The 16,278-nt window shown below is 67.3% G+C and carries 13 protein-coding genes; 6 read left to right on the forward strand and 7 right to left on the reverse strand.

Translation table 11 applies throughout. From position 1 onward, the window contains the following. Nucleotides 1-8: 8 nt before the first annotated feature. The 3 genes from WK25_RS05510 to WK25_RS05520 are packed head-to-tail and all read right to left on the reverse strand — an operon-like array spanning nucleotide 9 to nucleotide 1,999. Nucleotides 9-881, reverse strand: a complete 873-nt coding sequence (locus WK25_RS05510; protein ID WP_069241141.1) for a cytochrome c oxidase assembly protein — start codon at nucleotides 879-881, stop codon at nucleotides 9-11. A gap of 10 nt (nucleotides 882-891) precedes the next feature. Next, on the reverse strand, nucleotides 892-1,332 hold the full coding sequence (locus WK25_RS05515) for a copper chaperone PCu(A)C (RefSeq protein WP_040144909.1): 441 nt from the start codon (nucleotides 1,330-1,332) through the stop codon (nucleotides 892-894). Between the two features lie 16 nt (nucleotides 1,333-1,348). Continuing rightward, nucleotides 1,349-1,999, reverse strand: coding sequence for an SCO family protein (locus tag WK25_RS05520; protein WP_069241142.1), 651 nt, complete (start codon nucleotides 1,997-1,999; stop codon nucleotides 1,349-1,351). A gap of 282 nt (nucleotides 2,000-2,281) precedes the next feature. On the opposite strand from WK25_RS05520, the gene otsB reads away from it, so the two are divergent. Continuing rightward, the gene (otsB, locus tag WK25_RS05525) at nucleotides 2,282-3,034 is read left to right on the forward strand and encodes a trehalose-phosphatase (protein WP_040143786.1); all 753 of its coding nucleotides are present in this window, start codon (nucleotides 2,282-2,284) and stop codon (nucleotides 3,032-3,034) included. After that, entirely contained in the window at nucleotides 3,031-4,410 is a 1,380-nt protein-coding gene (gene otsA, locus WK25_RS05530; protein WP_040143787.1) for an alpha,alpha-trehalose-phosphate synthase (UDP-forming), read from the forward strand. The genes otsB and otsA overlap by 4 nt, the downstream gene beginning before the upstream one ends. Before the next feature lie 136 nt (nucleotides 4,411-4,546). Here the strand turns inward: otsA and WK25_RS05535 are convergent, their stop codons facing one another. Continuing rightward, nucleotides 4,547-6,376, reverse strand: a complete 1,830-nt coding sequence (locus tag WK25_RS05535) for an ABC transporter ATP-binding protein (protein ID WP_040143788.1) — start codon at nucleotides 6,374-6,376, stop codon at nucleotides 4,547-4,549. Nucleotides 6,377-6,941: 565 nt separating this feature from the next. Here WK25_RS05535 and WK25_RS05540 point away from each other — a divergent pair. From WK25_RS05540 to WK25_RS05550, 3 genes are all read left to right on the forward strand, one after another. Next, the gene (locus WK25_RS05540; protein ID WP_040143789.1) at nucleotides 6,942-8,006 is read left to right on the forward strand and encodes a glycosyltransferase family 4 protein; all 1,065 of its coding nucleotides are present in this window, start codon (nucleotides 6,942-6,944) and stop codon (nucleotides 8,004-8,006) included. A gap of 236 nt (nucleotides 8,007-8,242) precedes the next feature. After that, the gene (locus WK25_RS05545; protein WP_069241143.1) at nucleotides 8,243-9,055 is read left to right on the forward strand and encodes a hypothetical protein; all 813 of its coding nucleotides are present in this window, start codon (nucleotides 8,243-8,245) and stop codon (nucleotides 9,053-9,055) included. A 35-nt stretch (nucleotides 9,056-9,090) separates the two neighbouring features. After that, nucleotides 9,091-9,555, forward strand: coding sequence for a DUF2214 family protein (locus WK25_RS05550; RefSeq protein WP_040143791.1), 465 nt, complete (start codon nucleotides 9,091-9,093; stop codon nucleotides 9,553-9,555). A 72-nt stretch (nucleotides 9,556-9,627) separates the two neighbouring features. Here WK25_RS05550 and gudD read toward each other — a convergent pair whose 3' ends face one another. Next, nucleotides 9,628-10,980, reverse strand: coding sequence for a glucarate dehydratase (gene gudD / locus WK25_RS05555; RefSeq protein WP_040143792.1), 1,353 nt, complete (start codon nucleotides 10,978-10,980; stop codon nucleotides 9,628-9,630). 419 nt (nucleotides 10,981-11,399) lie between these two features. Here gudD and WK25_RS05560 point away from each other — a divergent pair, with 419 nt between their 5' ends. Further along, nucleotides 11,400-12,161, forward strand: a complete 762-nt coding sequence (locus WK25_RS05560) for a FadR/GntR family transcriptional regulator (protein ID WP_040143793.1) — start codon at nucleotides 11,400-11,402, stop codon at nucleotides 12,159-12,161. 267 nt (nucleotides 12,162-12,428) lie between these two features. On the opposite strand, the gene WK25_RS05565 is transcribed toward WK25_RS05560, so the two are convergent. Together WK25_RS05565 and WK25_RS05570 are read right to left on the reverse strand one after the other, a co-directional pair. Beyond that, on the reverse strand, nucleotides 12,429-13,577 hold the full coding sequence (locus tag WK25_RS05565) for a branched-chain amino acid ABC transporter substrate-binding protein (RefSeq protein WP_040143794.1): 1,149 nt from the start codon (nucleotides 13,575-13,577) through the stop codon (nucleotides 12,429-12,431). A 356-nt stretch (nucleotides 13,578-13,933) separates the two neighbouring features. Beyond that, a complete protein-coding gene (locus tag WK25_RS05570; protein WP_069241144.1) occupies nucleotides 13,934-16,087 on the reverse strand; it encodes a phosphocholine-specific phospholipase C in 2,154 nt (717 codons plus the stop codon). Nucleotides 16,088-16,278 lie beyond the last annotated feature (191 nt).

The raw sequence follows: 16,278 nt of genomic DNA on the forward strand, positions 1-16,278 counted from the left end.
GCAAGCGCTCAGTGGGCGGCGCGCGTCTCCGACGGGCGTTCCGTGCGCCGTGCGGCGGCGCGTTCGTCGATCAGCCGGCCGCGCGCGGACAGCCGCAGCCAGTGTCGCAGCGCGATCAGTGCGCCGATCACACTCATCATCGAACCCGGAATCCACAGCAGCAGCCCACCGATCTGCTGGTCGCGCAGCGGGCTCAGCCACGTGAACGCGCGGCCGCAGATCGAATAGATCGGATACAGCTCGTGCGGCGTGAAGAAGATCAGCGCGCCGAGCGCGATCTGCGGCGGGATCGCCGCGACGACGATCAGGATCCGGCGGCCCGGCAAAAGCCGCGCGGGCGGTGCGGGCCGCGGATCGACGACGAGCCACCAGAACAGCAGCCCGTCGATCACCATGCTCCAGTTCATCAAGCGATACAGACGCCAGTCGAGCATCGCGATGAAGTGGATCGGCGACAGCAGCCAGAAATAAATCAGCCCGACGAACAGCACGACCGCGACGACCGGATGGAACAGCACGTCGAGCGTCTTGCGTACGGGCGCCCATGCGAGCGCGGGGCGCACGAAGCGCTGCCGCCAGCGAAACGGAATGCCGGCGCGGATTGCCGCGCCCGGGTAGGCGAGCGCGATGAAGAACGGCCCGAGGTGATGCAGCACGAGATGCTGCGCGCGATGCATGAAGAATTCATGCTCGAAGAAGTAATCGAGCCGCGTATGCAGTGCGATGTAGAGCGCCGTCAGCCCGAACCAGAGCGAGAGCTGGCGCAGCGGCGACACCTTCGCTTTCTTCACGCCGCGCGCGAACAGCACGGCGGCCGCCAGCACCGCGACGACCACGGTCGGCGACGGTTCCCATGGATCGAGCCAGTACAGGACGTTCATCGCGTACGCATCACTTCGCCTGCGCCGGCGACTTCACGGCGAATGGCGCGTCGATCGTTTCGCCGTCGGAAAATTTCAGGCGCAGGCGCACGGTGTCGCCGGGCTTGATCGCATGCTTCGGCTCCTCGAGCATGAAGTGATAGCCGCCCGGCGCGATGTCGACCTTGCCACGCGCCGGGATCGTGAGCTTGTCGACCATTTCCATCTTTTGCGTCGAGCCGTTCGACACCGTCTGGTGCAGCATCGCCATTCCGTAGTCGGGGCTGTCGACGTCGACGAGATCGACCGGCTTGTCGCTCGCATTGACGATGGTCACGTACCCGCCGGCGGGCAGCTGGTTCGGCAGCCAGCGTACCCATCCGTTGTGCGCGGTGATCGCGCCAGCGGCGTACGCAGTCGCACCGGTGCACAGCGCGGCGAGGAGGGCGAGCGTTTTCAGGGTCGTCTTCATGTCGGTGTTGAGCATTTCAGGAGGTGGCGGGGGCGGTGTCGATGATCCGGCGCACGTCGGCGGCGATCGCGTCGGGCGAGTCGCCGTCGGTGGCGAGCAGGCGCGCGCGGCCGTTCGCGTCGAAAATATAGACGGCCGAACTATGCGTGACCTCGTAACCGCCGGACGGATCGCGTTGCTCCATCTGGTAGGCGACGCGATAGCGTTTCGCGAGCGATTCGATCTGGCCCTCGCTGCCCGTCAGGCCGCGCGCGTGCGCGGCGTCGAATGCCGCAACGTACGACTGCATCGCCTGCGGCGTGTCGCGTGCGGGATCGACCGACACGAACAGGATGCGCACGTCGTTCGCCTGCGGGCCGAGTTTCGCGAGCACTTCCATCAGTCGCGCCATCGTTTCCGGGCAGACGTCCGGGCAGTGCGTGTAGCCGAAGTAGACGAGCGCGACGCGGCCGCGGAACGCGTTCGCATCGACCGGACGACCGTCGCCGCCGGTCAGCGTGAACGACAGGTCCGGCAGGTGGCCGGTGACGTTGGTCAAGTGCCAGTTCGGTTCGTCGTGCGTGCACGCGGCGAGCGCGACAGCGGCGCCCAGCGCGGCAATCGCGCGGACGAGGAAGCGGCTAAGGCGGGGGAAACGCCGGTGCGGCGCGGAACGGGCAGACGACATCCTGGGGCTCGATCGGACGGAACGGTCGCCGGCCGGCGCGGCGCCATGCGTCGCGCGGCCGGCGGTTGCCGACTGTAACGCAATTCCCGCGCCCGCGTCCTTTCGAAACCCGTACGGTACGAGCTGGCGGGGCAATATGTCGCAGTTGACGAGGGCCGCCGCGCACGACGCGTCGAGCGCCGGATTCGCCCATCTCGGTACGCAGGCGCGGTAATATGCGCACAATTCCATTCTCGCAGCGGCGGCCCGCGCCTGCAGGCCGCTCCTCAGACCATCGAATCGATGCAATCCGTTCCGGCTTCCTTGTCCCTGACCGATACCGCGTTCTTTTTCGACTTCGACGGCACGCTCGTCGAGCTCGCGCCGACGCCCGACAGCATTCATGTGCCGCCGTCGCTGCTGACGCTGCTCGACGCGCTGCGGCGCCGCTCGCACGGCGCGGTTGCCGTCGTGTCGGGGCGCGGGATCGACAACCTCGACACGTTCCTGAACATGCCGGACCTGCCGATCGCGGGCCTGCACGGCGCCGAGCGCCGCGACGCGAACGGCGACACGCAGCGCATCGGCTTCAACGACGAACGGTTGCTGCGCATCGAGCGCGAGCTCGCGGCCGTCGTCGATCGCCATCCTGGCATGCTGCTCGAAATCAAGGGGGCGGCCGTCGCGCTGCACTATCGCAACGCGCCGGAGCGGGAGCCGGCCGCGCGCGAAGCGGCCGAGCGCCTCGTCGCCGAATATGCGGACGCTTACGTGCTGCAACCCGGCAAGATGGTGTTCGAGATCAAGCCGAAGGGCGTCGACAAGGGACGTGCGCTGGCCGCGTTCCTCGACGAGCCGCCGTTCGCGGGCCGCGTGCCGCTGTTCGCGGGCGACGACCTGACCGACGAGAAGGGTTTCGCGGTGGTCAACGCGCGCGGGGGCTTGTCGATCAAGGTCGGCGCGGGCGAGACGTCGGCGCGCATGCGGCTTGATTCGGTCGACGCGCTGCACGCGCAGATCGCCCGCTGGCTTGGTGTGGAGCAGCCGGGCGCATGAGCCGACTCATCATCGTTTCAAACCGCGTCGCACCGATTTCGGAAGGCGAACCGGCGGCGGGCGGCCTCGCGATCGGCGTCTACGACGCGCTGAAGGAGACGGGCGGCATGTGGTTCGGCTGGAGCGGCGAAGTCGTCGCGTCCGGTGCGCCGCAGATTCGCGTCGACGAGCATGGCCCGGTGACGTTCGCGACGATCGGCCTGTCGCGCCGCGATTACGATCAGTACTACCGCGGTTTCTCGAACGCGACGCTGTGGCCCGCGTTCCATTACCGCGCGGATCTGATCCAGTATGACCGCCACGAGTTCGACGGCTACCGCCGCGTGAACGTGTGGCTCGCGCAGCAACTGGTGCCGCTGCTGCAGGACGACGACGTGATCTGGGTGCACGACTATCACCTGATCCCGTTCGCGCGTGCGCTGCGCGCGGCCGGCGTGAAGAATCGCATCGGATTTTTCCTGCACATTCCGTTTCCGGCCGCGCAGGTGCTCGTCAACGTGCCGCCGCATCGCGAGCTGGTCGAGTCGCTGTGCGCGTTCGACCTGCTCGGTTTCCAGACCGAACCCGATCTGCGGGCTTTTTGCGACTATGTCGAGTTCGAGGCCGGCGGCGAAGTCGTGCGCGAAGAACGAACGGTGCGCGTGAATGCGTTCGGCAATTCGCTACGCGCGGCCGCCTATCCGATCGGCGTCTACCCGGACGAGATCGCGTCGCTCGCGCAGGCGGGCGAGACCGGCAAGGCCGTGCGCACGCTCGCGACGTCGCTGCGCGGGCGGCAGCTGATCATGAGCGTCGACCGGCTCGATTACTCGAAGGGACTCGTCGAGCGCTTCCGCGCGTTCGAGAAGCTGCTCGAGCATCAGGCGTCGATCCGCAATCGCGTGTCGTTCCTGCAGATCGCGCCGTCGACGCGGGCCGACCTGCGCGCATACCAGGACATCCGGCTGCAGCTCGAAGCGGAGTCGGGGCGCATCAACGGCCGCTACGCGGAGCTCGACTGGGCGCCGATTCTCTATATTCACCGGCAATACGACCGGCAGGTGCTGGCCGCGCTGTATCGGCTCGCTCGCGTCGGCTTCGTGACGCCGCTGCGCGACGGGATGAACCTCGTCGCGAAGGAATACGTGTCCGCGCAGAATCCGGACGATCCGGGCGTGCTGGTGCTGTCGCGTTTCGCCGGCGCCGCCCGCGAGCTGACGGGCGCGCTGATCGTCAACCCGATCGACATCGACGGGATGGCCGATGCGCTGTCGCAGGCGCTGACGATGCCGCTCGCCGAGCGGCGCGCGCGTTATTCGGACATGATCGCGCAGCTGCGCGAGAACAACGTGTCGGTGTGGCGCGACAATTTCTTGCGCGATTTGCAGCGCGCGTGACCGGCGCACCGCGCGGCGGATGTCGCGCGGAAACTGGCCGGTACCATGAAAAAACCCCAAAAGTTGGCGTCCAACTTTTGGGGTTCGGTTCGGCGAAGTACGGTGGCGGTTTTATCGGTTTGCGATTGCCACGACGTTATGCCACGCGTTCGCCGCTCGGTGCGGTACCGTCGGGCACGTGATGGCGGCCCTGCTGTTTCGCGAGCAGGTCGCGGTACAGGCCCGGGCGGCTGCGCAGCACGTCGGGGCTGCCGTCGTCGATCACCTTGCCGTTGCTCATCACGATGATCCGGTCGAAATTGCGCAGCGTCGACAGCCGGTGTGCGATCGCGATCACCGTGCGGCCGATCATGAGCCGGTCGAGCGCACTCTGGATCGCTTCTTCGGACGCGCTGTCGAGCGCCGACGTCGCTTCGTCGAGCAGCAGAATCGGCGCGTCCTTCAGGATCGCGCGCGCGATCGCGATGCGCTGGCGCTGGCCGCCGGACAGCTTCACGCCGCGGTCGCCGACGATCGTGTCATAACCTTCCGGCATCGCCTCGATGAACTCCGAGCAGCGGGCGTCGCGCGCGGCGGCGAGCACTTCGTCGCGAGTCGCGTCCGGGCGACCGTATGCGATGTTGTCGTAGATGGTCCGGTGCAGCAGCGAGATGTCCTGCGGCACGAGCGCGATCGCCTGGCGCAGACTGTCCTGCGTGATCGACTTCACGTCCTGGCCGTCGACCATCACGGCGCCGTCCTGCGTGTCGTAGAAGCGCTGCAGCAGCGCGAGCACCGTCGATTTGCCGGCGCCGGACTTGCCGATCAGGCCGACACGCTGGCCGGGCTCGATATGGAGGTCGAAGTGGTCGAGGATCGCGCGACGGTGCGGATACGCGAACGTCACGCGTTCGAAATCGACGCGTCCGCCCTTGGGCGACAGCGGCTGCGCGTCGGAGCGGTCCGGCATTCCGTGCGGCTCGAGCAGCGTCTTCACGGCTTCCGACAGGCGGGCGATGTGCTGCGTGACGTCGACGAGCGCGACTGCGAGATCGCGCGTGCCGTGCAGGATCGTGAAACCGAGCGAGCTGACGAGCACGATATCGCCGGACGTCGCGCGGCCCTGGTCCCACAGCCACAGCGCCCAGCCGAGCAGGCCGGCGGACAGCATCGCGGTGATCACGGCGTGCAGCAGGCGCAGCTTCTCGAGATAGAGCAGGCTTTGCTGGCGCGCGTCCATCTCGGCCTTCACCGTCGCACTGAAGCGCTTCTGCTCGCGCAGCGTCATCCCGAACGCGCGCACGAGGCCCATGTTGCCGATCACGTCGACAAGCTCGCCGTCGACCGCGGCTGCCTTCGCCGCGAACGCGTGATGGCGTGCGGAGCCGCGTCCGGCGAGCTTGAACAGCACGATCGCGAGCACGGCCGAACAGCCGAGCAGGCCCGCGGCCATCAGCGGATTCACGACGATGATCATCAGGATCGCGCCCAGCACCGCGATGCACGGCGGCAGCACGTTCCACGCCATCGTGTTCTCCGACGTATAGACGGCGTTCGACGTCGCGGTGATGCGGCTGGCGAGCGTGCCCGGCTGTTTTTCCGAGTAGTACGTCGGCGAATGGCCGATCAGATACTGGAACAGATCGCGCCGCAGGTCGCCGGTGACCGCGACGAACGTGTGCGCGGCGACCCAGCCGCCGACGCGCCACAGCAGGTTGTCGGCTGCGATCAGTCCGACCAGCAGCGCGAACGCGCTCCACAGCGGGCCCGGATGATGGCGCCCGGTCGCAAGCACGTCGATGAGATGCTTGATCGCGTATTGCGAGCCGAGCGCGCAGCCGACGGCGGCCAGCACACTGCAGAGCACGACCAGGTGCGCGACAGGATGCAGGCGGATGTAGCGGAACAGGAACGCGATCGGCCGATGCGCGTAGCTCGACAGCTTCGCGTTGTGGGCGTTGCGCTGGGCGGGGGTGAGAGATTCCAAAATATGCGTGCGGTGATTCGGTGAGTGGGCGCGTCGGCCGGGTTGCGGCCGGCGAATCGCCCGGACTGAACAATCCGGCATTGTAAACAACGCCGTGCATTGCGCTGCGCGAATCTTGCCTGGATCAGGCCGGTGCGCGGACAATTTTGAGATAAAATCCGGCATCCCGTCCTGCCGCATGCGCCGGAATCGCGATGCCGGCGGCGACGAGATGACAAGGAACGCCAAAAGGGCCTTCCACTCTAGAACGGACGCCCGAGTCCGCGGGTTGCAAAGTGTTGCACCTTTGTAACAAAGTAAAGTGTTTGAAATGTCGCGCGCCGTATCGGGATTAACCCTAGATAATCGGCTCCGGGTTCGATTCCAGGTTTTTACGAACCCCTGTCAACGGGTCTTCGTTTCAAACGTTCTATGCCTGTCGCGTCGCCGACGCTCCTTGAGCAGCGCGGGTTTCGACGCTCCTGGCAGGTAATTCGTCCGATCATCGGACGAGTCCATCCGGCCCGGACCGGCGGCAGGTTGCCGACCCATACCTGGTTTTTAGCCGATTTTTTAGGAGTTACGCATGCGAATCGCCCAAATCGCTCCGTTGCATGAAGCGGTTCCCCCGAAGCTTTACGGCGGGACCGAGCGAGTGGTGTCCTATCTGACCGAAGCGCTCGTCGAGATGGGGCATGACGTCACGCTCTTCGCGAGCGGCGATTCGCAAACGTCCGCGAAGCTCGAAGCGTGCTGGCCGCAGGCGCTGCGCCTCGACCCGACGATCCGCGACGTGATGGCCCCGCACATGCTGCTCCTCGAGCAGGTGCGCCGCCGCGCGGAAGAGTTCGACGTGCTGCACTGCCACATCGACTACTATCCGTTCTCGCTGTTCTCGCGCCAGCCGGTTCCGCATCTGACGACGATGCACGGCCGTCTCGACCTGCCGGAACTGCAGCCGATCTTCAATGCGTTCAGCGACGTGCCGGTCGTGTCGATCTCCGACAACCAGCGCATCCCGCTGCCGCAGGCGAACTGGCTGTCGACCGTCTATCACGGCTTGCCGGAGAACCTGCTGACGCCGATCCCGAACGTTAAGCCGAGCTACCTCGCGTTCCTCGGCCGCATCTCGCCGGAAAAGCGCGTCGACACCGCGATCCGTATCGCCGAGCAGGCGGGCATGCCGATCAAGATCGCCGCGAAGCTCGACAAGGCCGATCGCGCTTACTACGAAGAAAAGATCAAGCCGCTGTTCGCGCTGCCGCACGTCGAGTACATCGGTGAGATCAGCGAGTCGGAAAAAACCGAATTCCTGGGCAACGCGCACGCGCTGCTGTTCCCGATCGACTGGCCGGAGCCGTTCGGCCTGGTGATGATCGAGGCGATGGCGTGCGGCACGCCGGTGATCGCGTTCAAGCGCGGCTCGGTGCCGGAAGTGATCGAGAACGGCGTGTCGGGCTTCGTCGTCGAAGACGAACTGTCGGCCGTCGCGGCGCTCAAGCGCCTCGATACGCTGCCGCGCGAGAAGGTCCGCGCTGCATTCGAAGCACGCTTCTCGTCGAAGGTCATGGCGCAGAACTACGTGAAGGTCTACGAGGAACTGCTGCGCCAGAAGCGCCGCACCGTGCTGCGCGAAGTCAACGCAGGCTGACGCCGGGCCGCCGGCCGCATTGCGGCCGAGGCCGTCATCGACGCCCCGTCCGGGTACCCGGCGGGGCGTTGTCACATCTGCGGCGCCGATCTGTTGTATTCTCGCCGCGCCCGGCGCCGCGAACGGCCGCGGAAGCGGTCCGCCGCGCGATCCGGGCGTCTGTCCAGACGGTAATGTCCCTATAATGGCCGTGCCGTGAAATCCGGCCCCGCACGATCATCGAGAGGAGAGCAGTCTTGGCGAGAACGAAAACCACGCGTGCAGCGCCGGCCCCCGGTGCCGGCGTGATCTTCGCATTGCGCGCGATCGGTCTCGTGCTGTTCGCGCGCTGGCTGTTCTCGATGTCGCAAATGGGTTATCGCGCGTCGCTGTCGGCGATGGTGTCGTCGCCGTGGGCGTTCGTCTATCTGGTCCTGATCTTCCTGCTGCTCGCGCTGCCGGGCGCCGCTGCGCGTGCCGAACGGCCGTTCCATCCGCTGCCCCAGTGGCTGCGGCAGGCGCTGCGCGTACTCGCGCTGATCGGTTTCCTGTTCGCCGTGTGGTCGATCGGCGCATTCGTGTGGGCAGCCGGCTGGCGTCGCGCACTGCACGCGGTGACGGCCACCAACGGCTGGCTCGTCGCCGCCCCCGCACTGTATGGGGCAATCGTATGGATGTGCCGCCCGCGGGCGCTGTGGCGCACCAACGTGGCCGCCCGCCGGTTCGCGGTCGGCCGTTACGCGATTTCGCTCGATACGCTCACGCGCACCGCGATCGTGTGGATGGAAAGCCGCAAGGTCGGCCAGTACGACGCACGCGAATTATCGGTGCGCTGGCCCGGCCAGGCGGCCCCGGCTGGCGGCGGGCAGGGCGAGCCCGTCGCGCAGCCGGCCGCTGCCATGCCGCCGCGACGCGGCAGCCTGTTCCGGCGCCCGAAGGTGGAACTGCTGTGGGATTCTCCCGCCGCCGTCGGCCATAACCGGCAGATCGTGATGCGCACGCCGCTCGCAACCGAGGGCGATCGCGTCGCGGTGCTCGCGCTCGACGCGGCGCTCAAGCAGATCGTCTGATTTCGCCTGCGTGGCGCAGGCAACGAGGAGGCGCAATGATCGTCCGTTGGTTGCTTGCAGCCGTGCATTTGATGGCGTTCGGCGTCGCGTTCGCGGCGATCGCGGGGCGTAATCGTGCGCTGCGCCGGGTCATCGCATCGGCACAGGCCGCCGATCTGCCCGGCGTGTTCAAGGCCGACGCAGTGTGGGGGCTGTCTGCACTGGTCCTGATCGCGACGGGGCTCACGCGCGCATTCGGCGGTTTCGAGAAAGGCTCGGCGTATTACCTTCACGAGCCGCTCTTTCACGTGAAGATGACCGCTCTGGTGCTGATCCTGCTGCTCGAAATTGTGCCGATGCTCGGGCTGATCCGTTGGCGCATCGACGCCCGCAAGCAGCAGATGCCCGATCTCGGCCGTGCGCGAACCTACGTACGGATCGGCCACTGGCAGGCACTGCTCGTGATGGTCATCGTGTTCGCCGCGTCGGGGATGGCGCGGGGGATCGGGCTGGCCGGGTAGCGGCCGACGCGTGGGCAAACGCCGCACATCGGCCGCCGACCGCGCGGATTCGCCGCCCCGCGCGTGCCGCGCTCAGCGCACGAGACACGGGCGCTTGTTGTTGAAGGTCCACCCCGGAATCAGATACTGCATCGCCGCCGCGTCGTCGCGCGCGCCGAGCCCGTGCTGCTTGTACAGCTCGTGCGCACGCGCGACCGCATCCATGTCGATGTCGATGCCGAGACCCGGCCGCTTCGGCACCTCCACAAGCCCGTTCTCGATCTTCAGCGGCTCGCGCGTCAGGCGTTCGCCGTCCTGCCAGATCCAGTGCGTGTCGATGGCCGTGACCTGGCCGGGCGCCGCAGCGGCGACATGCGTGAACATCGCGAGCGATACGTCGAAGTGATTGTTCGAATGGGAGCCCCACGTGAGGCCCCAGTCGCGGCACATCTGCGCGACGCGCACCGAGCCCTGCATCGTCCAGAAGTGGGGGTCGGCGAGCGGGATGTCGACGGCCTGCAACTGCACCGCGTGGCCCATCTGGCGCCAGTCGGTCGCGATCATGTTGGTCGCCGTCGGCAGCCCGGTCGCGCGGCGGAACTCGGCCATCACCTCGCGGCCCGAGTAGCCGTTTTCCGCGCCGCACGGATCTTCCGCATACGCGAGCACGTGGTGCAGGTCGCGGCACAGCCGCACGGCCTCGTCGAGCGACCATGCGCCGTTCGGGTCGAGCGTCACGCGGGCATTGGGGAAGCGCTCGGCGAGCGCCGTCACCGCCTCGACCTCGCGCGCGCCTTCGAACACGCCGCCTTTCAGCTTGAAATCGTTGAATCCGTAGCGCGCATGCGCGGCTTCCGCGAGTCGCACGACCTGCTCGGGCGTCAGCGCGGCTTCGTCGCGCACGCGAGTCCAGTCGTCGGTCGCGCCGCGGCCGTCGCGATACGGCAGCGCCGTCCGGGTGCGATCGCCGACGTAGAACAGGTAGCCGAGCATCTCGACGCGCTCGCGCTGCTGCCCCTCGCCGAGCAGCGCAGCCACGGGCACGCCGAGATGCTGGCCGAGCAAGTCGAGCAACGCGGCTTCGAGCGCGGTGACCGCATGGATCGTGGTGCGCAGGTCGAACGTTTGCAGCCCGCGCCCGCTCGCGTCGCGATCGGCGAACGTGCGCCGCACGTCGTTGAGCACCGCATGGTAATTGCCGACAGGCTGGCCGACGACGAGCGCACGCGCGTCGTCGAGCGTGCGGCGGATGCTTTCGCCGCCCGGCACTTCGCCGACGCCGGTCCGGCCCGCGCTGTCCTTGAGGATGACGAGGTTGCGGGTAAAGAACGGGCCGTGTGCGCCGCTCAGGTTGAGCAGCATGCTGTCGTGGCCGGCGACCGGAATGGCTTGCAGGTCGACGATGCGCGGCGTGTCGTGGGAAGGCGAGGCAGTGACGGCGTTCATGGCGGCGATGGCGAAAGAGTGGGCGATGCCGTGCGGCAAAAGCTTTGCCGCGCGCGGCGGGAGGTGCGATCATTCGACAACCGACGTGCGCGGCGCGCTAGCCCAGCAGGTCGACAGCAATCCGCAGGGGGGCGACCCAGCTCGACGCCGGTGTCGCGGTGGACCGGAGCAAGCGCGTGCGCGCATTTCGGTCGACCGCGAAACCGGGTACCGGCTCGCGTGCTGAAGCGCGTGAGCGGGCCCATCGCGACTACGGGACCCGGTGCGTACAGCGTGTGTGCCGAGGTCAACAGGAGATCCGTGTCGAGATCATCAGTCGTCGGATGACTTGTGACGCAGTATAATGAATCATCGGCGTTCGCTCAAACCCCGCGTAAACCCTCGGCTCACATTACGATCATTCGAAAGGAACCGGCCTCATGTCCGTGCCCACGCTTCCCGCAGCGCCGCGCCGTCGCGCACGCAGCCTCGCACAAGATGTCGTCGACGCGCTGACCGCGCAGATCGAAAACGGCACGCTGCGTCCCGGCGACAAGCTGCCGACCGAAACCGAAGTCATGGCGGCGCAGGGCGTCAGCCGCACGGTCGTGCGCGAAGCGATCTCGCGTATGCAGGCGAGCGGCCTCATCGAGACGCGCCACGGCATCGGCAGCTTCGTGCTCGAGCCGTCACGCCGCCAGACGCTCGGCATCGATCCCGCGACCATCACGACGCTGCGCGACGTGCTCGCAGTGCTCGAATTGCGGATCAGCCTCGAAAGCGAATGCGCGAGCCTCGCCGCGCAGCGCGCGAACGACACCGATCTGGCCGCGCTGCGGCGCGCGCTCGACGCGATCGCGTCGGGGGCCGGCGGCGGCCGCGACACCGCGCAGCTCGACTTCCAGTTCCACCTGCAGATCGCGCAGTCCACCGGCAACCGCTATTTCGTCGACATCATGACGCAGCTCGGCGCATCGATCATCCCCCGCACGCGGGTGAACTCGGCGCGCTTCGCCGGTGACGATCTCGAACGCTACGTCGGCCGGCTCAATCACGAGCACGAGGACATCTACGAGGCGATTGCGCGTCACGACCCGGAAGCCGCACGCGCCGCGATGCGCACGCATCTGACCAACAGCCGCGAGCGGCTGCGCCGCGCGCACGAGGCCGCCGAAGCGGAACGCGACACGCAGGCCAGCTGAGCGCGAGGGCGACTTGCCCGAAGAGCGGTTGATCGGAAGATCGATTGGCCGGAGGGTAGCCCTGTGGGCACGCCCCGGGGCACGCGCATCGCGTCGAGAGCGTGCCAGCCATAACATCAGTCATCGTATGAGATTGGCGCGGCCTGCCGCCGGCCATGGGTCGCGCGCAGCACGCACGTTCGCGGGTCATACGGGGGCAGGCGGACGGTGTTCGCACCGCCGCCCGCGCCGACAGGCCCGGCTACCCGGGCCGCCGGCTCGTCGCAATCAGCCTCCCTTCGTCACGATCGTCTTCCACGCGCCGTTCTTCACCTGGTACAGCGTGGACATCCCGCTCTTGAGCGAGCCGTCGTTCGCGAACGAGATGCGGCCGGTGACGCCTTCGAAGTCGATCTTCTTCAACGCCGGGCGATAGACCTTCGGATCGGTCGAATTGGCGGCCTGCATCGCCTTGATCGCGGCCCACGCGGCGTCGTAGCCGAACTGTGCGTACGACAGCACGTCGACACCGAAGCGCTTCTTGAAACGCTGCTCGAAATCCTTGCCCTGCGGCAGCTCGTCGAGCGGGCGCCCGTATTCCCACGCCATCGCGCCTTCCGCGGCCGGGCCGGCGATCTTGATGAACTCGTTGTCCTTCACGCCGCCGCCGCCGACGAACTGCGCGTTCAGCCCGAGCTGGCGCATCTGCTTGATGAAGTTCGCGGCGAGCGAATCGAGGCCGCCGAAGAAGATCAGGTCGGGGTTCTTGCCCTTCAGGCTCGTGATCTGCGCGCGGAAGTCGACCGCCTGGTTGCTGGTGAACTCGCGGCCGATGATGTTGCCGCCGGCCGCCTTCACGGCCTTCTCGAACTCGTCCGCCTCGCCCTGGCCGAACGCGGTGCGATCGTCGATGATCGCGATGCGCTTGGCCTTGGTCACATCGACCGCGTACTTGCCTGCATTGCCCGCGTTCTGGCCGTCGGTCGCGATCACCATGAACATGTTCGCAAGCCCGCGCGACGTGAGCGTCGGGTTCGTGGCGGCCGGGTCGATGACCGGAATGCCGGCCTTGTCGTAGACCACCGACGCCGGAATCGTCGTGCCGGAATTGAAGTGGCCGACCACCACCGACACGTTTTGATCGACGAGCGCCTGCGCGGCCTGCACGCCGATCCGCGGGTCGGCCTGATCGTCCTGCACGACGAGGTTGAAGTGCGCGGGTTTGCCGGCGATCTGCACCTTCTGCGCGACGGCATCGTCGAGCGCGAGCTGCACGCCGTTCTGCAGATCCTTGCCGTAACCGGCATTCACGCCGGTGAGGGGCGCCGCGAAGCCGACTTTCACGTCGGTCGCGTCGGCGGCCTGCGCGGCCTGTTGCGAGAGGAGGGCTACTGCGGATACGACCGATACCGACAACAGGGAATGACGGAATTTCATGTTCGTTCCTCTTGTTCTACACCAGCGGGTGGGTACCGCACGCGGCCGGCGGGCCGGACACGTGCGACGGGCGGGCGGTTCGACCGCTTCTCTTAATCGGGCGGGGAGCTCGGCATGCTGATGATTCCCGGAACGTTCTCCCGTCAGGCTCTGCGAGGAGCCCCGATCGCCTCGATATATAGGTCGCCGATATGCACGGGTCTTGGCAATTTGCCGCGCATTCGATGCGGATTTGCGCATAGCTTCCGCGTGTGCACGGGCGGCCGGTATCGGGAGTTTCCCGTCACGAACGGACGGGAGCGGGTGCGGGGCGGGCGGCGCGGCCTTGCAGGAGGCCGCGCCGCCGTGCGCCGTCGTCAGTCGGACAGCGCGTCCGACGCGGCGTCGGCCGCTTCGGGAGCGCCGTGCGATGCGCTCGTGCGGATGGCAGGGTCGCTGGTGCTCGGGCGGCCTGTCTCGACGTGGCCCGCGAAGCGACGCAAGAAGCCGAGGAGGCTGCCGTCGCTGACGGTCAGGTCGTACCAGCCGTGGCTGCCGCGCAGATCCCAGTAATCGTCGACGTGCGCGCCCGGCGCAAGCTCGAACGTGCGCGCGCCGCCGTGGCCGTACGCATTCGTCACCTTGAGCCGCACGGCCTTGTGGCCGCGGTTCATCAGGCGCAGCGTGATGTTGCCGTTCGCGACGTCATAGCCGTAGATCACCTCGGGGTTCGTGTTCGCGCTGCCGGCGCCCGTCGCGAACGGGCCGCGGAAGTGACAGTAGAAGCCGTTCGGTCCGTACACGTCGAGATCGTACAGTCCGAGCGACGCGGCGGCGCTCCACGTGTCGGCGATCCGCTTGCCGGCTTCGACCGTGTACGTCCACGGGCCGTCGGCGCGGTTGCGCGACTGCACCTGGAACGCGGCACCCGCACGGCCGGTGTTCGCGAAGGCGAGGCGGAACTGGCCGTTCGCGGCTTCGACGCGGCCGTGCACGAACAGCTCGTACGGCAGCGCGCGCGCCGGACGCAGCCCCGGTTCCTGTTTCGGCAGTTGCTGCGCGACGGGCGGCACCGGAATGTAGTCCGGGTGGCGCAGACGATCGGGCGGCGCGTAGCCGCTCGTGTCGGGCAGGGTCGGCCATGCCGCGTCGGCAGTCGTGAAGTCGAACGCCGAGGTCAGGTCGCCGCATACTGCGCGTCGCCACGGCGACACGTTGGCGGCCGTCACCGGATACTGCGCACCGAAGCGCGCTTCGATGAATTGCAGCAGCGACGTGTGATCGAAGGTCTGCGAGCAGACCCAGCCGCCCTTGGTCCACGGCGAAACGACGAGCATCGGCACGCGCGGCCCGAGGCCGTACGGGCCGGCCATGTGCGACGCGTCGCCGCCGAATACCTCGTTGGTCGTCGCGACCGTCGACAGCCCGTTGTCGCGCGACTGCGGCGCGAACGGCGGCGGCACATGATCGAAGAAGCCGTCGTTCTCGTCGTAGGTGATGAAGAGCGCGGTCTTGCTCCACACGTCCGGATTCGACACGAGCACCTTCAGCACCTGCTCGATGTACCACGCGCCGTAGTTGGCCGGCCAGTTCGGATGCTCCGAATACGCTTCCGGCGCGCAGATCCACGACACCTGCGGCAGCGTCCCGTTCTTCACGTCCTGCTGCAGCACGTCGAACAGCGTGCCGCCGGCGCTGATGTTGGTGCCGGTGCGCGCCTTGTCGTACAGCGGCGTGCCGGGCAGTGCGGTGCGGTACTGGTTGAAGTAGAGCAGCGCATTGTCGCCGTAGTTGCCGATGTACGGGTTCTGCGTCCAGCCCCACGAGCCGTTCGCGTCGAGGCCGGTGCCGACGTCCTGGTAGATCTTCCACGACACGCCGGCCTGCTCGAGCACTTCCGGATAGGTCGTCCAGCCGTAGCCCTTTTCCTCGTTGCCGAGCACCGGGCCGCCGCCCGTGCCGTCGTTGCCGACGTAGCCGGTCCACATGTAGTAGCGGTTCGGGTCGGTCGAGCTCGGGATCGCGCAGTGGTACGCGTCGCAGATCGTGAACGCGTCGGCGAGCTGATAGTGGAACGGAATGTCGTCGCGCTTCAGGTACGCCATCGTCGTGGTGCCCTTGTTCGGCACCCACTGGTCGTAGCGGCCCTTGTTCCATGCGGCATGCATGTCCTGCCAGCCGTGCGGGAGATCTTGCAGGAACTGCATGCCGAGCTTGTCGGCGCCCGGGTGGAACGGCAGCAGCTCGGCCGGGCCGACCGGCTGATGGAACACCGACTTGCCGTTCGCGAGGCGCAGCGGGCGCGGGTCGCCGAAGCCGCGGACACCGCGCATCGTGCCGAAGTAATGGTCGAACGAGCGGTTCTCCTGCATCAGGATCACGATGTGTTCGATATCGCGGATCGTGCCGGTACGGCGGTTCGCGGGAATGGCGAGCGCATCGCGGATCACGGGCGGAAACAGATTCAGCGCGGCGGCGCCGGCGGTGCCGGCGGCGACGCGCAGGAAGTCACGACGGTTCGATCGGGTCATGGTCGTTATCGTGCATAAAGGGGGAGCCAGTTGGCGGGACATGCGCAAAAAAGCGGGCGCGCCCGGATCGCAGGATGCGGCTGCGACGGTCGTGCCGACGCGAGCATAGCCGGGATTCGGTGTCATTCCCGTGAAGTCCGGAAACGTTTGCACGCGCGCCGGATTGCACGCGGCCGGCCATGCGCCGACGA

The organism is Burkholderia latens, from assembly GCF_001718795.1.
In the GTDB taxonomy this organism is placed as follows: Bacteria; Pseudomonadota; Gammaproteobacteria; order Burkholderiales; family Burkholderiaceae; genus Burkholderia; species Burkholderia latens_A.

Excerpts from the sequence above, each read along its gene's own strand:
- WK25_RS05510 (WP_069241141.1), bottom strand. The coding sequence starts at position 881 with ATGAACGTCCTGTACTGGCTCGATCCATGGGAACCGTCGCCGACCGTG.
- WK25_RS05515 (WP_040144909.1), bottom strand. The coding sequence starts at position 1,332 with ATGAAGACGACCCTGAAAACGCTCGCCCTCCTCGCCGCGCTGTGCACC.
- WK25_RS05520 (WP_069241142.1), bottom strand. The coding sequence starts at position 1,999 with ATGTCGTCTGCCCGTTCCGCGCCGCACCGGCGTTTCCCCCGCCTTAGC.
- otsB (WP_040143786.1), top strand. The coding sequence starts at position 2,282 with ATGCAATCCGTTCCGGCTTCCTTGTCCCTGACCGATACCGCGTTCTTT.
- otsA (WP_040143787.1), top strand. The coding sequence starts at position 3,031 with ATGAGCCGACTCATCATCGTTTCAAACCGCGTCGCACCGATTTCGGAA.
- WK25_RS05540 (WP_040143789.1), top strand. The coding sequence starts at position 6,942 with ATGCGAATCGCCCAAATCGCTCCGTTGCATGAAGCGGTTCCCCCGAAG.
- WK25_RS05550 (WP_040143791.1), top strand. The coding sequence starts at position 9,091 with ATGATCGTCCGTTGGTTGCTTGCAGCCGTGCATTTGATGGCGTTCGGC.
- gudD (WP_040143792.1), bottom strand. The coding sequence starts at position 10,980 with ATGAACGCCGTCACTGCCTCGCCTTCCCACGACACGCCGCGCATCGTC.
- WK25_RS05560 (WP_040143793.1), top strand. The coding sequence starts at position 11,400 with ATGTCCGTGCCCACGCTTCCCGCAGCGCCGCGCCGTCGCGCACGCAGC.
- WK25_RS05565 (WP_040143794.1), bottom strand. The coding sequence starts at position 13,577 with ATGAAATTCCGTCATTCCCTGTTGTCGGTATCGGTCGTATCCGCAGTA.
- WK25_RS05570 (WP_069241144.1), bottom strand. The coding sequence starts at position 16,087 with ATGACCCGATCGAACCGTCGTGACTTCCTGCGCGTCGCCGCCGGCACC.